At 38.5% G+C, this 19,371-nt stretch carries 16 protein-coding genes and 1 tRNA gene; 12 read left to right on the top strand and 5 right to left on the bottom strand.

The window, feature by feature from the left end:
- Positions 1 to 22 precede the first annotated feature (22 nt).
- Genes PTUN_RS14155 through rpoS form a run of 3 tightly spaced genes read left to right on the top strand, consistent with a single transcriptional unit; the run spans position 23 to position 2,525 of the window.
- Positions 23 to 601, top strand: coding sequence for a YqaA family protein (locus tag PTUN_RS14155; RefSeq protein ID WP_040643751.1), 579 nt, complete (start codon positions 23 to 25; stop codon positions 599 to 601).
- Positions 602 to 615: 14 nt separating this feature from the next.
- A complete protein-coding gene (locus PTUN_RS14150; protein ID WP_009837619.1) occupies positions 616 to 1,446 on the top strand; it encodes a peptidoglycan DD-metalloendopeptidase family protein in 831 nt (276 codons plus the stop codon).
- Between the two features lie 59 nt (positions 1,447 to 1,505).
- The gene (gene rpoS, locus PTUN_RS14145) at positions 1,506 to 2,525 is read left to right on the top strand and encodes an RNA polymerase sigma factor RpoS (protein WP_009837618.1); all 1,020 of its coding nucleotides are present in this window, start codon (positions 1,506 to 1,508) and stop codon (positions 2,523 to 2,525) included.
- A gap of 120 nt (positions 2,526 to 2,645) precedes the next feature.
- On the opposite strand, the gene mutS is transcribed toward rpoS, so the two are convergent.
- Complete coding sequence (gene mutS, locus PTUN_RS14140; RefSeq protein WP_009837617.1) at positions 2,646 to 5,225, bottom strand: DNA mismatch repair protein MutS; 2,580 nt, start codon at positions 5,223 to 5,225, stop codon at positions 2,646 to 2,648.
- A 26-nt stretch (positions 5,226 to 5,251) separates the two neighbouring features.
- Between mutS and PTUN_RS14135 the strand changes: the two genes are divergently transcribed.
- Entirely contained in the window at positions 5,252 to 5,743 is a 492-nt protein-coding gene (locus PTUN_RS14135) for a nicotinamide-nucleotide amidohydrolase family protein (RefSeq protein WP_009837616.1), read from the top strand.
- Between the two features lie 66 nt (positions 5,744 to 5,809).
- Positions 5,810 to 6,871: a recombinase RecA gene (gene recA / locus PTUN_RS14130; protein ID WP_009837615.1), complete on the top strand. Its 1,062-nt coding sequence runs from the start codon at positions 5,810 to 5,812 to the stop codon at positions 6,869 to 6,871.
- A 161-nt stretch (positions 6,872 to 7,032) separates the two neighbouring features.
- On the opposite strand, the gene gbpA is transcribed toward recA, so the two are convergent.
- Positions 7,033 to 8,502: an N-acetylglucosamine-binding protein GbpA gene (gene gbpA, locus PTUN_RS14125; protein WP_009837614.1), complete on the bottom strand. Its 1,470-nt coding sequence runs from the start codon at positions 8,500 to 8,502 to the stop codon at positions 7,033 to 7,035.
- Positions 8,503 to 8,853: 351 nt separating this feature from the next.
- On the opposite strand from gbpA, the gene PTUN_RS14120 reads away from it, so the two are divergent.
- Positions 8,854 to 9,174 (top strand): hypothetical protein, encoded by a 321-nt coding sequence (locus PTUN_RS14120; protein ID WP_009837612.1) that lies wholly within the window; start codon positions 8,854 to 8,856, stop codon positions 9,172 to 9,174.
- A gap of 9 nt (positions 9,175 to 9,183) precedes the next feature.
- Here PTUN_RS14120 and xseA read toward each other — a convergent pair whose 3' ends face one another.
- Complete coding sequence (xseA, locus tag PTUN_RS14115; RefSeq protein WP_009837611.1) at positions 9,184 to 10,533, bottom strand: exodeoxyribonuclease VII large subunit; 1,350 nt, start codon at positions 10,531 to 10,533, stop codon at positions 9,184 to 9,186.
- Between the two features lie 137 nt (positions 10,534 to 10,670).
- Here xseA and guaB point away from each other — a divergent pair, with 137 nt between their 5' ends.
- Together guaB and guaA are read left to right on the top strand one after the other, a co-directional pair.
- Complete coding sequence (gene guaB / locus PTUN_RS14110) at positions 10,671 to 12,140, top strand: IMP dehydrogenase (RefSeq protein ID WP_009837610.1); 1,470 nt, start codon at positions 10,671 to 10,673, stop codon at positions 12,138 to 12,140.
- 121 nt (positions 12,141 to 12,261) lie between these two features.
- Entirely contained in the window at positions 12,262 to 13,839 is a 1,578-nt protein-coding gene (gene guaA, locus PTUN_RS14105) for a glutamine-hydrolyzing GMP synthase (RefSeq protein ID WP_009837609.1), read from the top strand.
- An 88-nt stretch (positions 13,840 to 13,927) separates the two neighbouring features.
- On the opposite strand, the gene PTUN_RS14100 is transcribed toward guaA, so the two are convergent.
- Entirely contained in the window at positions 13,928 to 14,950 is a 1,023-nt protein-coding gene (locus PTUN_RS14100; RefSeq protein ID WP_009837608.1) for a GGDEF domain-containing protein, read from the bottom strand.
- A 223-nt stretch (positions 14,951 to 15,173) separates the two neighbouring features.
- Here PTUN_RS14100 and PTUN_RS14095 point away from each other — a divergent pair.
- From PTUN_RS14095 to rimI, 3 genes are all read left to right on the top strand, one after another.
- Positions 15,174 to 15,250 (top strand) — tRNA-Trp (locus tag PTUN_RS14095).
- 74 nt (positions 15,251 to 15,324) lie between these two features.
- Complete coding sequence (locus PTUN_RS14090) at positions 15,325 to 15,615, top strand: hypothetical protein (RefSeq protein ID WP_009837607.1); 291 nt, start codon at positions 15,325 to 15,327, stop codon at positions 15,613 to 15,615.
- Complete coding sequence (gene rimI / locus PTUN_RS14085) at positions 15,612 to 16,064, top strand: ribosomal protein S18-alanine N-acetyltransferase (protein ID WP_009837606.1); 453 nt, start codon at positions 15,612 to 15,614, stop codon at positions 16,062 to 16,064. Before PTUN_RS14090 ends, rimI begins: the two co-directional genes overlap by 4 nt.
- Here the strand turns inward: rimI and PTUN_RS14080 are convergent.
- Positions 16,045 to 18,699: a hybrid sensor histidine kinase/response regulator gene (locus tag PTUN_RS14080; protein ID WP_009837605.1), complete on the bottom strand. Its 2,655-nt coding sequence runs from the start codon at positions 18,697 to 18,699 to the stop codon at positions 16,045 to 16,047. The two genes, rimI and PTUN_RS14080, sit on opposite strands and share 20 nt — an antisense overlap.
- A 214-nt stretch (positions 18,700 to 18,913) precedes the next feature.
- Between PTUN_RS14080 and PTUN_RS14075 the strand changes: the two genes are divergently transcribed.
- Positions 18,914 to 19,366, top strand: a complete 453-nt coding sequence (locus PTUN_RS14075; RefSeq protein ID WP_157742135.1) for a YfiR/HmsC family protein — start codon at positions 18,914 to 18,916, stop codon at positions 19,364 to 19,366.
- Positions 19,367 to 19,371: the final 5 nt, after the last annotated feature.

Raw genomic sequence — 19,371 nt, 5'->3', positions numbered from 1 at the left:
ATTTTATCTAAATGGAGTTGTCTTGAAGTTATTTACAAAATTATATGACATGGCCTTAAAATGGGCGCGTCATCGACATGCTGTGCGTTATTTATCAGGCATGAGTTTTGCGGAATCTGTTTTTTTTCCTATTCCACCCGATGTAATGCTTGCCCCTATGGCGCTGGCTAAACCGGAAAAAGCATGGCACTACGCTTTTTATACAACAGTAGCATCAACAATTGGCGGGATAGTGGGTTATTTGTTGGGATACTCATTATTTGATCCACTCGTTCAACCCATTATTACTGATTTTGGCTATCAGGATAAGTTTGATCATGCGTTAAGTTGGTTTAAAGATTATGGTGTTTGGGTGGTCTTTTTAGCAGGATTCTCACCTATACCTTATAAAGTATTCACTTTAGGCGCGGGTGTGATGCAAATGGCATTTTTTCCATTTGTACTCGCTTCAGTGGTTGGGCGCGGCGCTCGTTTTTTTCTAGTCGCGGCGCTAATGAAATGGGGCGGTGCAAAAATGGAAGCCAATTTACGCCAATATGTTGAATGGTTGGGCTGGGGAACTATCGTACTTGCGGTGATTGCCTACCTTATTTATCGCTAACTTTGAGGCGCACTGTGAGTTTAAAGTTTGTACAAACATTTATTTTAGCTTGCTGTGTGTTTCTTTGGGGCTGTGCTAATCGCTCAAGCCCCGCTCCAGTCTCTAACTTATCCTCAGGTCAGACCTCTTCGCAACAAAAAATTAACATCAATCAAGGCAGTTACAAAGTTAAGCCGAGTGAGACTCTTTACTCTATTGCTTTTAGAGCAAATTTAGACTTTCGGGAACTTGCTAAGATCAACGGAATTAGCAGCCCCTACACTATTTATCCTGGGCAATTATTACAATTATCGCCAGCGAAGCAAAAAAATAAAAAGGCGTCAAAATACCCAAAAAAGACTGGTAAGTCTACAGTTTTACAACAAAAAAATAACAAAAACTCAAAAAAAGGGCTTGATCCTAAAAAACAACGGGAGTATGGTCAAAAACAAGCCACAAAAAAACAGTCGTCCGAAACTGTTAAAGGTTCAAATAATATACAGTGGCGTTGGCCAGTTGCAGGAAAAATTACTCGTACTTTTTCTAACAAAGATAATGGCTATAAAGGACTTTATATAACCAATAAAGCTAAAACACCGGTTCATGCCGCAGCCTCTGGTACAGTGGTATACGCAGGTGATGCATTAAGAGGATATGGGCATTTAATCATAGTTAAACATAATGATGATTATTTAAGCGCTTATGCACATAATGCTGCGATATTGGTAAAAGAAAAACAGGAAATTAAAGTAGGGCAAAAAATAGCAGAGATGGGTAATACCGAGTCGGCAACTACAGGGCTTCGATTTGAAATCCGATTCCGAGGTAAGTCTGTCAATCCTGCGAAATATTTGCCTAAGCATTAGGGGCGCAAATCGTGTTGGAACGGTAATAATTTGATTATTACTAAACTTAGCTCGGGAGAATGCTTATGGTTCGCACAGTAAAATTAGAAGCTGTTACGGAGACTGCAATGGAAAGCAAATCGACTAAAGTAATGGAAGATGAGATACAAGATGACTTACTTGATGAAGTTGAGGATCTTGATGACATTGAAAGTGTCGAAGATGAAGATGCTGATGAAGAAATTATTGCCAAAGATGCGATAGTTAAGAATTTAGATGCGACACAAATTTATTTAGGCGAAATTGGTTTTTCTCCTTTGTTAAGTGCTGAAGAAGAAGTTTACTTCTCTCGAAAATCTCTAAAAGGCTGTGAAGCCTCTCGTAAACGTATGATTGAAAGTAATCTACGTTTAGTGGTAAAAATTGCCCGTCGTTATAACAACCGAGGTCTTGCTCTTCTGGACTTAATTGAAGAAGGTAATCTTGGTTTGATCAGAGCGGTTGAAAAGTTTGATCCAGAAAGAGGATTTCGTTTTTCAACTTATGCAACTTGGTGGATCCGTCAAACGATTGAACGTGCGATCATGAATCAAACTCGCACTATCCGGCTTCCAATTCATGTTGTTAAAGAGCTCAATGTTTATTTACGTACAGCACGTGAATTAACTCAAAAACTTGATCATGAACCTACGGCAGAAGAGATAGCTGAGAAGTTAGATAGACCTGTTGAAGACGTTACAAAAATGCTGCGTCTTAATGAAAAGATTACTTCAGTTGATACGCCAATTGGCGGTGATTCTGAAAAAGCTTTACTCGATATCTTAGCTGATGAAAAAGGCGGTGGTCCTGAAAGTTGTATTCAAGATGAAGATATTCGCGAAAATATTGTCCATTGGCTTGAAGAGCTAAATGCTAAGCAAAGAGAAGTATTGGCAAGAAGATTTGGTTTATTAGGTTATGAACCATCGACCTTAGAAGATGTAGGTAAAGAAATTGGTTTAACCCGTGAGCGAGTTAGACAAATACAAGTTGAGGCCCTGCGCCGTTTAAAAGAAATATTAATGCACCAAGGTTTAAATATAGAGTCATTATTTCAATAAGTTTCATAACATTAAAAAAGCCGCAAAATGCGGCTTTTTTCTTTTTTACTGTAACGGCCAAATCTATTCTGAGTTATCTGAACTCGAGATAAGGAATTTATTACGCACGAGATTAGGTAATTAACCTAACTCTTTTAAGCGGTACAGTAATGCCAGAGCTTCTTTTGGTGTTAGTTCATCTGGGTTTATTGCAGCAAGCTGGGTTTCAACTTCTGAGATTTCAGGCAAGTTAACTGTTGCTTGAGTTAATAAATCAAACTGACCTGAATTGTTAACTAATTGATGTTGCTCAAGTAGCCTTAATTTTTGTTTAGCCTGTTTGATCACACTTTTTGGCACGCCCGCTAAGGCCGCAACCTGTAAACCAAAACTTTTACTTGCTGGTCCATCCAATACTGTATGTTTAAAAGCAATGGTATCATTATGCTCAATCGCATCTAAATGAACGTTAACTAATCCTGGCACTTGTTCAGCTAATTCAGTTAATTCAAAGTAGTGAGTGGCAAAGAGAGTTTTGGCTGAAATCTTATGTGCAAGATATTCCGCAGTTGCCCAAGCTAATGATAAGCCATCGTAGGTACTAGTACCACGACCAATTTCATCCATTAAAACTAATGAATGCTGAGTTGCATTATTAAGAATATTCGCTGTTTCTGTCATTTCGACCATGAAAGTCGAGCGTCCTGAAGCTAAATCATCACTTGCGCCAATGCGGGTGAAAATTCGGTCGACGATTCCAATGTTTGCTTGGCTAGCAGGGACAAAACAACCAACGTGTGCCAGTAATACAATCAGTGCAGTTTGACGCATATAGGTTGATTTACCCCCCATATTTGGACCAGTAATAATCAGCATTTTGCGTGTTGGAGCAAGATGAGTCGGATTTGCAATAAAAGGCTCACTCATGACATGTTCAACCACTGGGTGGCGACCCTCAACAATAGTAATATCTTGATTATCAATTAAAGTTGGGCGGCAATAATTGAGCGTTTCGGCTCTTTCTGCGAAGTTATTAATTACATCAAGTTCACTTAAACTAGCAGCGAGTTGCTGAAATTGTTTTAAATGTGGTAGAAGTTGATCAAATAAGCCTTCATAAAGCTGTTTCTCAAGTGCAAGCGCTTTTGATTGGCTGCCTAGCACTTTATCTTCATGTTCTTTTAGTTCAGGAATAATATAGCGTTCATTATTCTTTAATGTTTGACGACGAATGTACTCTGGCGGCACTTGATCGGCATAAGCTCGGCTGACTTCAATATAAAAACCATGCACTCGGTTATAACCAATTTTTAAAGTCGCAATGCCTGTGCGTTCGCGCTCTTTTGCTTCAAGCGCCTCAACAATATCTGTTGCACCTTGGCTTAGAGCTCGCCATTCATCAAGTTCAGCATGATAGCCAGGGGCAATGACGCCACCATCTCGAATAAGCACCGGAGGGTTTTCAATAATCGCCTGCTCAAGTAAAGATTGAATGTGAGGGATCACCGCAGAAGCACGCTTGATGTCGCTCAATCGATTACTTGAGGTGTGTGCAAGTAAATTTTGCACCAAATGAAGTTGCTGTAATGCATTACGTAAACGTGAAAGGTCGCGTGGGCGGGCACTTCTTAGTGCTAATCGAGCCACAATGCGCTCAATATCACCAATCTGTTTTAATACGTCATAAAAGTCGTTAAATAAACCGCAATTCATGATCTCACTGACTGCATCTAATCGTGCATTGAGCTCGTTATGGTCACGGGTCGGCGTATGTAAACGGCGTTTTAGCAACCGAGACCCCATCGGGGTCGCTGTTTTATCAAGTACCTGAGCCAATGTATTATCAATATCACCAGATAAATTAATCGTTAGTTCAAGGTTTTTTCGTGTTGCCGCATCTAAGATAACGTGAAGTTCATTTTGCTCTAAAGCAATTGCGTTTATATGTGGTAAAGCAATACGTTGCGTATCTTTTACATATTGCATTAAACAACCCGCGGCAATGAGTGCTTCATGCGCATCTTGTACGCCGAAACCGATTAAATCTTTGGTTTCGAATTGTTGACATAAAATAGTGGAGGCGGTGTTTAAGTCAAACTCCCACTCGGGGCGACGACGGCTTCCCTTATAGCTTGAAATTAAATGCATCGCAGTAAAGTTTTCTGGATACAATAATTCAGCCGGTTGAATGCGTTGTAATATTGAATGGCAACTTTCTTCAGTATTTGCTTGGGTTAAGTAAAAGCGACCTGAATTGATATCAAGATACGCAATGCCAAACGTCCCTTCTTTAGCTAAATAAATGGCAGTGAGTAAATTATCTTGGCGCTCTTTTAATAATGCTTCATCAGAAATAGTGCCAGGAGTAATGATCCTGACGACTTTGCGTTCAACAGGACCTTTACTGGTTGCTGGGTCGCCAATTTGCTCGCAAATAGCAACTGATTCGCCCATTTGCACTAGGCGAGCGAGGTAATTTTCGACCGCATGATATGGCACTCCCGCCATTGGAATAGGCGCTCCGCCGGCTCGACCTCTATGGGTCTGTGATATATCGAGTAATTGAGCGGCACGCTTAGCATCATCAAAAAATAACTCGTAAAAATCGCCCATACGATAAAACAAAAGGATATCGCGATGCTCAGCTTTTATTCGTAAATATTGCTGCATCATAGGTGTTTGTTGACTTATAGTATGTTCAGAAAACAGATCTAATGGCATAAAAACTTAATTACCCAAGGCTTAATATGGAATTACAACAAGAGATCAGTCAGCTTGCTGCAGAGTTAGGCGCTATATTAGCGGATAAAGGCATTTGGATCACTACTGCCGAATCATGTACTGGTGGAGGGATAAGTTATGCGTTAACCGACACTGCTGGAAGCTCTCGTTACATTGACCGCTGTTTTGTCACTTATAGCAATGAAGCAAAACAAGCACTTTTAGGTGTGAGTGCTGCAACATTGACAAGCTTTGGTGCAGTGAGTGAGCAAACTGTGATTGAAATGGCGCAAGGTGCAGCTTTGGCGGCTAATGCTGAACTTGCAATCAGTGTTTCTGGCATTGCAGGACCGAGTGGCGGGAGCACCGATAAACCGGTTGGCACAGTATGGTTTGGAATTCAACTTGGTGCTAAAACTCAGACATTAAAATGTATTTTTAGTGGTTCTCGTGCAGAAATTAGAGTTCAAGCTATTGTATTTGCATTAAAAAATTTAATTGAAATAATAAAAAGCTAAATTAGGCTTGATACTGTTAATCTATACAGTATAATCGATTTATTACACAGGTTCGGAGAATCAAAAATGAACGATAATAAAGAAAAAGCATTAAGCGCAGCACTATCTCAAATTGAACGCCAATTTGGTAAAGGTTCAATTATGAAATTAGGTGATAGTCAGGCACTTGATATTGAATCTATTTCAACTGGCTCACTTGGTATTGATATTGCGCTGGGTATAGGTGGTTTACCTGCTGGTCGTATTGTTGAAATTTTTGGTCCTGAATCGTCAGGTAAAACAACGTTAACGTTACAAGTTATTGCAGAAGCCCAGAAAAAAGGCAAAACATGTGCCTTTATTGATGCTGAACATGCCCTTGACCCTGTTTATGCTGAAAAGTTGGGTGTAAATATTAAAGATTTACTGGTATCTCAGCCTGATACCGGTGAGCAAGCGCTTGAGATTTGTGACATGTTAGTGCGCTCTGGTGCTGTTGATGTGGTGATCATTGACTCGGTGGCAGCATTAACACCAAAAGCTGAAATTGAAGGCGATATGGGTGATCACCATGTTGGCTTACAAGCTCGTTTAATGTCACAAGCATTACGTAAGCTAACTGGTAATATCAAACGTTCAAATACTTTAGTTATTTTTATCAACCAAATACGTATGAAAATTGGCGTGATGTTTGGTAATCCAGAAACAACCACAGGTGGTAATGCACTGAAGTTTTATGCTTCAGTTCGTATCGATATTCGTCGTACCGGCTCTGTTAAAGAGGGTGATGAAGTGGTAGGTAATGAGACGCGTGTAAAAATTGTTAAAAACAAAGTTGCGCCGCCATTTAAACAAGCAGAATTTATTATTATGTATGGAGAAGGTATCTCTAAACATGGTGAGCTAATTGATTTGGGTGTTCAGCACAAATTTGTTGAAAAAGCCGGTGCATGGTACAGCTATCAGGGTAATAAAGTTGGTCAAGGTAAATCAAACTCAATTAAATTCTTAAAAGAAAATCCAGCAATTGCTGATGAAATTGAAAAGAAATTACGCGATATGTTGTTATTAAAAGCAACAATTAAACCAGAGGATGGGATTGCAAGTTTAGCTGCTGAAGCCGAAGGTAGCATTGAAGAAGACTTTTAATATATTAATTAAATAGTTATAGAAAAAGCCCTTTGTAGAAACAACTCTGCAAAGGGCTTTTTTTATGTCGTTACTTAAGTTTTTTAAAGCCTGTATGCGTATGGTTTTAATAAATCTTAAAAACACTCATTATTGATAATACCTGTTGAATACATAGTATTTTATTGCTCAATCCATGCCATATTCCAATATAAACCCACTCCTGGTTCATATTGATTAGACCCTTTAGACCATTGCACACAGTAACCGTTATATGGCCAAGGTTTACATTGATAAATTTTACCATTCTTAGGTTGGAGCACCGTTGTGCCTGCTTTATAGCTACTTAAGCTGTCAGGGAATACAAAATCGGCATTGGTTTTAGGTGGCTCTATTGGATCAATCGGATCAGGATCACCGCCATCATCTGCTACAACAATATTAAGGTGATACGTTTTTTGATCTGTAGTGCCATTTTCTGCATTATAACTAATCACTAAGTTATAGTGACCAGCTTGAGCTTCAGGATAATCTAAGCTCAGCTCTGATTGGCCTGATTCAACATTAAATATTTTGGTCAGTACGCTGCTGTAATTTTTATTTAGCGTTGCAGTAATCGTTGCTTTTTCACTGATATCAACAGAAAAGTCAAAGCTAACAGCGTTATCATTTACTTCATAATTATGGCTTAATCCGGATACATTAAAATCAGGTTTTGGTAATGGTGCTTGAACAAACTCAAGTTCAACAGAACTTATTCCTGAATTACTTTGGGCAAAAATTTCATTCCGTCCAGCCATTGGTTGGATTTGGTTATTTTCATCAAGTTGCCCCGCTTGTAACCAAGATTGTGACTCATTGATTTTTTGCGCTAAGGCTAATGGCCAGTTTCCACTTAGGCCCGCTTCTTCGGTATCAATCTCAAGCACGGTTTGGAGTGAAGGTAAGTCTTTTGAATCACTGCCAAATACTCGTGTTTTAACGCTTGAACCAACGGTTAGGTTTCGACCAGACAAAATATCACCCACATCTTGCCAATACACATTGCTGGTATCTCCATTATCAATCATTAAATCGACAACATTATAAAAGCTCATTCCGGTATCACCTACATCCCATACACCAAGAACTATATGGTAGCCATTACGATCGGCTGGAACATTACATAAATGAGTAACTTGACGAGGAGGTTGCTTGTAGTGACCTGAATATTCGCAAAAAGGGACGGCTTCAAATTGATCTCGGGTTAATGGGCTGTTTGGATCCCAAGTCGTTTTGGTGATGAAGTAACGCCAATCTCGGGTTGAGTGATTGGCGGTGAATGTCCATGTAAACTCATTTGGCCCAGCTTTGATTGGGCGTTTTGTCCATCGACTGATTGTTTGAGCATTTAACTGGCTAAAAGCCCCGTGACCAGCACTGGCAATATGGCCATCAGCTGGGCCTGATTCTGGAAAACGATCGGGACCTTCTAAACTTTGAGGTTCATAAACGACATTACCACAATTGGTATTTTGTGTCAGACGACATAAATAACCACGAGACTCGGGTTTGCTGATATAACCATGTGCAACGGCAGTTTGAGCAAATGGAAGTGATACTAAAGTGGCTAATGGCGCCATAGCTAAAAATAGTTTGTTAAGTTTTTTCATTGTTTTCCTTATTCAATAACAAAAGACAAGTCAGCATGGGTTTTATTTATTAGTTGATAAAAAACAGCGCTGTCATTTTGTGTTTGGTTATTTATTGAGTTAGCTAAGTTTAAAATTGGGAATGGATAAAGCATGGTGAATGTGGCTAAAATGGTAACATTGAAGGTCTCTGTATCACAATAATATAAAAGGATGGTTGAAGTGGATTGGCTTATACCTTTTTTAATTAAAATGAAATTTAGTCTACTAAGAGGGTTTTACTGAGCTTATTTTAATAGAAGTGAGTTCAGGGTTTTATATTTAAATTATATACTTAGTAAATTGCATTTCTAGAATTTTTAAGGTGCTGTAATGGATCGCAGAACATTATTAAAGAAAATAGTGTTATTTGATAAACCCGAAGAAGCATTTTGTGAGCTTGGGAATTTTGCTCGTTTAAGTAAAGAAGATGCGCTTTTAGTTGATAAAAATATTCTGTGCGATGTGTTGACTCTATATTTAAATCAGCAAATTACAGATGAAGATTTAAAGGATTGGGCTGCTTTTGTAGAGTGCAATGATGAAATTAATTGCACTCTAATTGAAGATTTTATTTTTGCGCTGGCCAACAATGAAATGATAGGGGGCATAAACAGCAACTCAATTGTTCTAATGCTTACTCTGTGTAAATAATTCAAATGATTATTTTGAATTAATTTCGAGTATTTGCGCTGTAAAATCCCCATCAATTAAAGTAGTGGTCATTTTAGAGTCTGGTTTAATTTGTAATATTGAGTTAATAATTTGGCCTTGTTCATTTTTTGTGATGCTGTAACCACGAGCCAACACAGTTAATGGACTTACGGAGTTTAAACGAGCAGCTTGCAGTGCAAGATTATTGGATGCTTGTTTAAGTTGCTGCTGCAACTGAGTTTCTAATTTTGTTTTTAATTTGTTAAGTTGATGCTGTGATTGTTGTAGTTTTAGGTTTGGAGAGCGTAGCATTAAACGATTATTTAAGCTGGAACATGACTTTTGAGCACCAAGTAGTTTTTGTTTTATCGCTTGCTCTAAATTAATACTCAGCTCGTCTAGACGTTGACTTTTTTGCTGCAATTGAGATTGTGGATGACATAAAGACAAACGATGTTTAATGGCCACAGCATTGCGTTGTTGTATGGCGAGGTAATGCTTAAATGCATTAAATAGCGCCTGTTTTTGCTGGGTAATAAGTGAAAATAATTGCGCTTGATTTGGGCTCACTAATTCAGCCGCCGCAGAGGGGGTTGCTGCGCGGATATCTGCCACATAATCACTGATCGTAAAATCGATTTCATGACCTACAGCACTTACAATCGGAATTTGGCTGGTAAAAATGGCGCGAGCTAACGATTCATTGTTAAAACACCAAAGATCTTCAAGTGAGCCACCACCTCGGCCTAAAATAATTACATCAACTTCTTTGCGACTATTGGCGAGGCTAATTTTTTCGATAAGCTGTTGATGTGCTGTATTGCCTTGTACTTGAGCCGGATATATTACAATTTCAAGTTGTGGTGCGCGCCTTTGTAATACAGTTAAAATATCTTTTACTGCAGCACCTGTTGCAGAGGTGATAATTCCTACTTTATTGATAATACTTGGCAATGGTTTTTTATGGCTGGCGCTAAAAAGCCCTTCGCTGGCTAGTTGCATTTTTAAGGCTTCAAATTGTAGTTTTAAAGCACCTTCGCCGGCAGGTTCCATTTGCTCAACAATTAATTGATAGTCACCACGCGGCTCGTACAGTGAAATACGAGCCTGCATTTGAACTTGATCGCCATTTTTTGGTTTAAAGCGCATCGCTTGATTATTTCCACGCCACATTGCAGCTCGGATTTGGGCGTGATCGTCTTTTACTGTGAAATACCAATGCCCGGAACTTGGGCTAACGAAATTTGAGATTTCACCCGTAATAGTAATACTGGCAAAATTGCGTTCAAGTAGTTGACGGATCTCTTTATTTAAGCGAGAAACACTATAAACTGAAGGGGATTTTTGATTCAAAAGCATTGTTTTTGTTCTGTAAAAGATAGTAACAAAGCTACTTTAACACATATTTTTTCAATTTATGTTTACTCAATGGGGATCTGCTGATAAAATTTGACCGCAACTCCCTATATTCACTTTCACTCGTGAGATGTTGCATAATGCTTAGGATCGCTAAAGAAGCTCTAACCTTTGACGACGTACTTTTAGTACCGGCTCATTCTACCGTTTTGCCACATACGGCAAATATTTCAACTCGTTTAACACGTGGTATTAAGTTAAATCTACCATTAGTTTCTGCATCTATGGATACAGTAACTGAAGCACGCTTGGCTATTGCTTTAGCGCAAGAAGGTGGTTTAGGTTTTATCCACAAAAACATGACTATTGAAGAGCAAGCCAATAACGTTCGTAAAGTAAAAACATACGAAGCGGGTATTGTGTCTTTCCCTGTGACTGTTACTGCAAATCTAACTATTGCCGATACGCTAGCCCTAGCTGAAGCTAAAGGTTTTTCAGGATTTCCTGTTACTGATGAAAATAATACTTTAGTGGGTATTGTAACTAGTCGTGATATGCGTTTTGAAACCAAATTGGAGCAACCTGTTTCAACAGTGATGACCCAAAAAGCAGACTTAGTGACAGTAAAAGAAGGCACTGAACGTGATGTGATTTTGGGATTAATGCACGAACATCGCATTGAGAAAATTTTAGTTGTTGATGATGAATTTAAATTAAAAGGCATGATCACAGTTAAAGATTATCAAAAAGCACAAGATAAACCGAATGCATGTAAAGACGAGCAAGGTCGTTTACGTGTCGGTGCTGCTGTTGGTGTAGGTCCTGGTACTGATGAACGCATTGCAGCCTTAGTTGAGGCGGGGGTTGATGTATTATTAATTGATACGTCACACGGTCACTCGCAAGGTGTAATCGATCGTGTTACTGAAACACGTAAAGCATTCCCAAATTTACAAATTGTAGCTGGTAACGTGGCTACCGCAGAAGGTGCAATTGCCCTTGCTGATGCGGGTGTTGATGCTGTTAAAGTAGGCATAGGCCCAGGCTCAATTTGTACTACTCGTATTGTAACTGGTTGTGGTGTGCCACAATTGACAGCAATTTCCGATGCTGTAGAAGGCTTAAAAGGCCGTGATATTCCAGTTATTGCCGATGGCGGTATTCGTTTTTCTGGCGATATCGTAAAAGCACTTGTTGCTGGCGCATCATGTGTAATGGTTGGTTCGATGCTTGCTGGCACTGAAGAGTCACCAGGTGAGGTTGAGCTTTATCAAGGTCGTTACTACAAGTCATATCGTGGAATGGGTAGCCTTGGTGCGATGAATCAAAAAGAAGGTTCATCAGACCGTTACTTCCAAAACTCGAAACAAGCTGAGAAATTAGTGCCTGAAGGTATTGAAGGTCGTGTGGCTTACAAAGGCCCAATCGCAACGATTATTCATCAGCAAGTGGGCGGTTTACGCAGTGCGATGGGATTAACAGGCTGTGCAACAATTGCAGAGCTTAATGTTAAGCCTCAGTTTGTGCGTGTTACTTCTGCTGGTATGGGTGAATCACATGTTCATGATGTACAGATCACCAAAGAAGCACCTAATTACCGTTTAGGTTAATGCTTGATAAGCAAAGTAAATTTCGGGGCTAGCATCGGCTAGCCCTTATTTATTATTAGTAGGTTACTTATAAAAGAGTAGTCGACTGATTTGTAATTAGTTTATGACGAACGAGATCCTCATGAGTAAAAATATCCACGATTCACGCGTCCTTATTTTAGATTTTGGTTCACAATATACTCAGCTGATTGCTCGCCGCATTCGCGAGATTGGCGTTTATTGTGAATTATGGGCATGGGATGTAACTGAAGAGCAAATTCGCGAATTTGCACCTGATGGTATTATTTTATCAGGCGGCCCAGAGTCAACAACTGAAGACAATAGCCCGCGTGCACCTGAATATGTATTTAATGCAGGCGTGCCTGTACTTGGTATTTGTTATGGTATGCAAACTATGGCAATGCAGTTAGGTGGCTTAGTTCAAAGCTCTGACAAGCGTGAATTTGGCTATGCTAAAGTTGCTAAGTTAGGCCAATGTAAGTTATTTGATGCGATTGAAGACCATGTTGCTGATAACGGTCAAGGCATTTTAGATGTATGGATGAGTCATGGCGATAAAGTCATTGAAATTCCTGCAAGCTTTACAACCACAGCACAAACAGAAACTTGCCCGCATGCAGCAATGGCTGATGAAGCAAAACGTTTTTATGGGGTGCAATTCCATCCAGAAGTGACTCACACTCAACAAGGTCAACGTTTACTAGAGCGTTTTGTTGTTGATATCTGTGGTTGTGAGAAATTATGGACGCCAGCAACAATTATTGAAGACGCGATTGAGCGTATCAAAGAAAAAGTCGGCGATGACGAAGTTATCTTAGGCTTGTCTGGTGGTGTTGATTCATCTGTTGTTGCTATGCTATTGCATCGTGCAATAGGCAGCAAACTAACCTGTGTATTTGTTGATAATGGTTTACTTCGCTTAAACGAAGGCCAACAAGTAATGGATATGTTTGGTGATCACTTTGGTTTAAATATCATTAAAGTGGATGCTGAAGCTCAATTTTTGGCTGATTTAGCCGGCTTATCCGATCCAGAAGCTAAGCGTAAAGCAATTGGTCATACTTTTATTGATATTTTTGATGCCGAATCTAAAAAGCTTAAAAATGCAAAATGGTTAGGCCAAGGTACAATCTACCCAGATGTGATTGAATCTGCTGCATCAGCAACAGGTAAAGCGCATGTCATTAAGTCTCATCATAACGTAGGTGGTTTACCTGATGATATGGAGATGGGGCTAGTTGAGCCGTTACGTGAGTTGTTTAAAGATGAAGTACGTAAAATTGGTTTAGAGTTAGGTTTACCATACGATATGCTTTATCGTCACCCATTCCCAGGTCCAGGCCTTGGTGTGCGTGTATTGGGCGAAATCAAAAAAGAATATTGTGACTTATTACGTCGCGCCGATGCTATCTTCATTGAAGAGCTGCATAAAGCTGACTTATACAATAAAGTAAGCCAAGCTTTCACCGTATTCTTACCTGTAAAATCTGTGGGTGTTATGGGCGATGCGCGTAAGTACGACTGGGTGGTATCACTACGTTGTGTTGAAACCATTGATTTTATGACTGCTCGCTGGTCACACTTACCATATGATTTCCTAGGTTTAGTATCTAACCGTATTATTAATGAAATTGATGGTATCTCTCGCGTTGTTTATGATATTTCTGGCAAGCCGCCAGCAACGATAGAGTGGGAATAATGGCTGGATAAAACCTTCCATTTGATAATAAAAAACAGCAAAGCAATTTGCTGTTTTTTTATTTTAAAAATCATAAAAATATATCTAGTTAAAATAACTCGATTTCATCACCGCTTTGCGATTCTTGAATATTCGCTTTTGGTACATCCGAGTAAAAGATAACTTGGTCTCGGCCGCTATTTTTTGCGAAGTATAGCGCTTTGTCAGCATTTTCGATTACTGAGATCGGAAAGTCGTAAGGGCTCATACGAGCTATTCCAATACTGAGAGTTAGTTGTTTAATGAAAGGAAAATGTGTGCTGCGAATTTGTTCCATAAATGCTGCTAGTCGTTTATTAATGAGCTCTTGCGTTGTTGGTTCAAATACAATTACAAATTCTTCACCACCAAAACGAAAAACTAAATCAGAAGCCCTAAAAAAAGCAGACATACGCTGTGCAAGCAGTAATAGCACTTCATCACCGCAAATATGGCCATAAGTATCATTAATTTTTTTAAAATGATCAATATCAACCATAGCCAGCCAAGAGGTTGAATCATCATGGTGTTTACGATTGGTTTTTTCTGTACGTACTTTAAAGTGATCGTTTATTTGATTTTCCATCAAGAGCTTTATTTTTCGATCAAAGGTTTGACGATTTAACAAACTGGTGAGTTTATCGCGCTCATTCTCATTTAATATCGTGAGGTAATTTTCATAAATACGGCAATAAGAGTTTAATAATACTTGTTGTTCACTATGCAGAGTTTTACAGCGAATATAAATAGCACCCACGGGTTTATCATTTAATAAAATAGGTAACCAGCGTTGCTCAAGATCATTTTTCTTTTGAATGTTGATTGTGCAGGCTGAATGCAAACATGAAGCAAGCTCTTTTGAGATATCTTGTAGGATTTCTCTCTCACCCCAAATGTAATTATTTTCACTATCAAGATATAAAGAGGCGCTTTTTTCAACACCTATTCCATTGCTTTGAGATAAATTTTTATAAATGATAATGTCTTTGCAATTTAAAAATTCGTGAATAGTCGAAATAAGGCTAAATTCTAAAGAGTCAATGTCACGATTTTTGGTAATTTTTACAACGGAGTTTAATAAGTCTTCTTGCATTATTGCCTCTTTATCATTTGTGATATCTAATAAATAAACATCATTTCTTATTTATAATGTAATCGATTTAAAAAGCAATGTTATTTAGAAACGCTTAATGAGACTTAAATGAATGTTTTTGTGTGAATTATGCTCTAAGTGTTTAGATTTTCGACACTTAAACTAAATTACTAAATTATCTCTTTACCTTTATAAAAAGATCTCTATAATTCGACGACATTGCAGGGGCGTAGTTCCAATTGGTAGAACAGCGGTCTCCAAAACCGACGGTTGGGAGTTCGAATCTCTCCGCCCCTGCCAATTCTTTATCTCTTCTATAAAATCTCGTTTACTGTTAACGTAATTAATAAAACTACCTTAATGGTCCAGTAATAATGTCGCAATTAATTAATCAAATTTTTGAAATTGAAACTTTAACGCTTAATGCACATTATCGTAATCGGTTTGTTCAAGCTGCTACTCAATCAGATTCGATGGTTGCTATAGATGAGCAACTTTTTGATGATATTAAGCGTGCATTGATTGATTCGGTCGTGACTCAAGTGAGTATTAACACCGTTCAAGGGTTCGATTTACAACCTCCCCAGTTAATTATTTGTCAGCATGGCCTGTCGGGGCTAGAGAAAAAACAACTTTGGCAAAAATTGAGCGACATTCAAAAATGATAATTCAACCACTTAATGAGCAGCATCTTAGCGTCATGATGGCAATAGAAGTCTCTGCGAATGCGTTTCCTTGGTCAGAACAAAACATGAGCTCATGTTTTGGCGCGCGATATTTTCATTTTGGTATGTTTGATCAAGCTCAGTTAGTCGGTTTTTATATTGCTGAAATGGCGGGTCCAGATTTTACTTTGATGGATATTGGAGTTCATCCTCAATATCAAGGTAAAGGGATTGCTTCACAATTGATGGCACATTTAGTTGAGCAATCGCAAACGCGTGGCGCTGAAAATATTTTTTTAGAAGTACGAGCAAGTAACCAAGCTGCAATCCACCTTTATAATAAAGTTGGTTTTTGTGAGATGGGAATACGTAAAAATTATTACCCTGCAGCTACCGGTAACGAAGATGCAATTTTAATGGGATTACCTTTTAATCCATTTGCAATGTAAAACTAATCGATTGTTCAAGTTTGAGAAATTGATAGTCTAATCGCTGTTGATTTTTGTCTTTAAGGCAGCTTTCAAGTTCTGAAGCGGCATCACTTATGTGGGTAAAACCAAAACAGCCTGCGCTGCCTTTTATGCTATGGGCCAGTGCGGTAAGTTGTTCCCAGTCTTCACTCTCATATAAATCAGTTAATTGCGTTTTCATCTCTGGCATTTTTGCTTTGTAATTTAGACTGATTTTTTTAAATTGTTCGGTCTTTAAGACATCTTCCCACTTTTTATTATTGTCATGTTGTAGGCTTAAATATTTTTCTAATGCATTTTCAAGCTCTTGTTTATCAATAGGCTTTGCAAGTGATTGGTTGCAACCTGCAGCAATATAAGTATCAATATCATTTTTCATTACATTTGCTGTTAAGGCGATAATTGGACCGTCGTAGGCAGTGTTTCTCAGCATTGTTGTTGCTTCTAAGCCTCCCATTACCGGCATTTGCATGTCCATTAAAATAAGATCGAAGTCGTGAGTTAATGCCATTTCAACCGCTTGCGCTCCGTTATCAGCAAAGTGAGGCTCAAGACCCCATTGTTCCAGTAACAGCCGAATTAGCTCTTGATTATCTGGATTGTCTTCTGCCACTAAGATTTGAGCTTGGTAATAGGCATTTTTAATTGGAGCGAGTGCTGGTTTTAATTGTGCTAAATCTGTGGCCGATTTAATAATATCAACCGGTATGTGCTCGTTGTGACAGGCTACAGTGATAAGAAAACAACTGCCTTGAGTCTGTTTACTTGTCACCGTGATATCACCGCCAAGTAGTTGAGCTAAGTTTTTTGAAATACATAAGCCCAATCCAGTGCCACCAAACTTTCTGGTGGTACTTGAATCAGCTTGTTCAAATGGTTTGAAAATACGCTCAAGCTCTTGGTTGGACATACCAATACCAGTATCTTGTACTTTAAATTCTAATTGACTCAAGCTATGTTTTGCACTGATAGCAAGGGTTACTGAGCCTTCAGCGGTGAATTTTACTGCATTGGTACATACATTGAGCAAAACTTGTTTTAAGCGAGTTATGTCACTATTTAATGTGCGCGGGAGTGGGTAATCGTACTCAACAGCAAACGTTAAGTTTTTATCTTGTGCTAAGACATGAACAACTGAATTGATGTCTTCGATGAGTTGGCTCAGCTCTAACGGTTGTCGCTCGACTTCGAGTTTTTCGGCCTCAATTTTCGACAAATCTAAAATATTATTAATGAGCTCTAATAGATGTTTGGAATTTCTTAATACGGTATTTAAGTGTTGTGCTTTTTTATCGTCAGGTTCTTTAGTGAGCATTTGCTCGGTAAAACCCATGATAGCTGTCAAAGGGGTGCGTATTTCATGGCTCATATTGGCTAAAAAGCGGCTTTTTAACTGACTCGCTTGTTCTGCTTGATTCATTGCTTTTTCGAGTTGGTGGTTCATTTTTGCTAATTCATGGGTACGCGCTGCTACTTTTTCTTCAAGGTGTTCTTTATAGTCTTCGAGTTGACCCTGATAGTGGCGGATTTGGCTGACCATGTGGTTAAAGTCTTGAAATAATGAACCCATTTCATCTTCACGTTCAATTGGGAGTAAAATCTTAAGATCACCATCGCCAACACGATGACTCGCTTCTGCCAGCATTTCAAGTGGGGTTAATAACAAAGAGCGAACCACAATAAAAATCAAGATCGGTAAAAAAATAATTGATGCAATGACGACTAAAGCTGTAAATAAAGTAATTGCTTTACCTGATTCGTAAAGAATATTTTTTGGAATTGATGATACATAATAGGCACCGCCATTCATTTGGTTGGCGTATACCATTCGTTCTTGATTATCTAAAGTACTCAGTTTTAATTCAACTAAATGACTGCGTTCAGCAGCGTCAACAATACTTTTGTATTCAAATTCTGTTAAATAGTGACCGAGCGTTTCAATATTAGAACTAAATAAAATTTTACCTTGCTCATTGAGTACAATATTTAACGTATTCTCAAAGGGAGCTTCTAAAATGCTGGTATTGAGCACCGAAGGGTCTAAATGCACAATGAGATAAGCCATTAGTTTTGGGCTTTCCAGCTGATAATCAGATTTAAATATTTGTTGGGCAAAATATAAGGATGTTGAACCTTGCTCGTTTTGATGCATAAATTGCTGGCGGCGAATTGAGCTGTTTCGTAAGTTTTCAGTAAAATGATAACTGTCTGATGTGGCAAATAAATCACTAGAATAAAAAGCGATACTTTTACCCTCAGGGGTAATTAAATCGATGCTTAAAATGTCGGGATACGCATTAATATAACTGACAAATACATCAAGCAATGAACCGGGATTTACCGTTTTACTGGCGGGTTTATTGTTATAGGCTTCAAGAAAGTCGATAAGTACAGGTGAATTAGACAGCAACTCCGTTGTTGAATGAAAAACCTCAGTATAATTGGATATTTTCTGTTGTTGCTGATCAACAAATTGACTAACACTTAGCTCTGCTTGACGTTCGGTAAATTGCGTTACATTTGAAAGTGCAAAGCCACCAAGAAACAATAATGGAACGATGACAAGCGGGGTTACATACCAAAGTAACTTAATACTAAGCTTGCTTTTGATCATTATTTTTCCCTATATCCTTTTTAGTACTTGTTAATAACACTGAGTGATTTAATATTAAACTGTTATCTATTTGAATACACAATAGAACGCTGATTATTTAATTCCTAACAGAGTAACTCATATTAGTATGACCCAAGCCAAGCGGCAAAATAAATTCATTACTTTTAAGCAGCTAGTATTTGTTTTTGTATGTTTTTTTTCTGGTTTATCACCAGTGAGTACTCTTGCGTCTGAATTACCGGCAAGCTTACAAGTCATCTTAATTTCAAAGATTTTATCGTATGAGGCAAGTTTAAGTAAAAAAGAGCAAGTCTCTATCTACATTATTGCATCGCCAGAAATTTATCGTTCGTTTTATAAGTTAAAAACCAAAGGTTACAGTGAAATTAAAATCGATAAACTCGAAATTGGTGCACAATTACCCGATCCGGGATTTGATCTTGTCTATGTTGCTGATGAAAAGCTGATTGGTCAGGCAATTGAATATGCGACCGCTAATCATGCTTTGCTGATTAGTAGCCATTCTTCTTGGGTGAAAAAGGGGATAACTTTGGGTTTGGGGGCGACCGATGGTCGACCAAAATTTTATTTAAATCTTACTACAAGCACGGCATCGGGTTTGCAATGGGATGATAAAATACTCTCGATAGCACAAACTGTTCGTTAATTTAA

The sequence above is a fragment of the Pseudoalteromonas tunicata genome, assembly GCF_002310815.1.
GTDB classification, from domain to species: domain Bacteria; phylum Pseudomonadota; class Gammaproteobacteria; order Enterobacterales; family Alteromonadaceae; genus Pseudoalteromonas; species Pseudoalteromonas tunicata.
The sequence above is the reverse complement of the archived record's forward strand: the minus strand, read 5'-3'. Positions and strand labels throughout refer to the sequence as shown.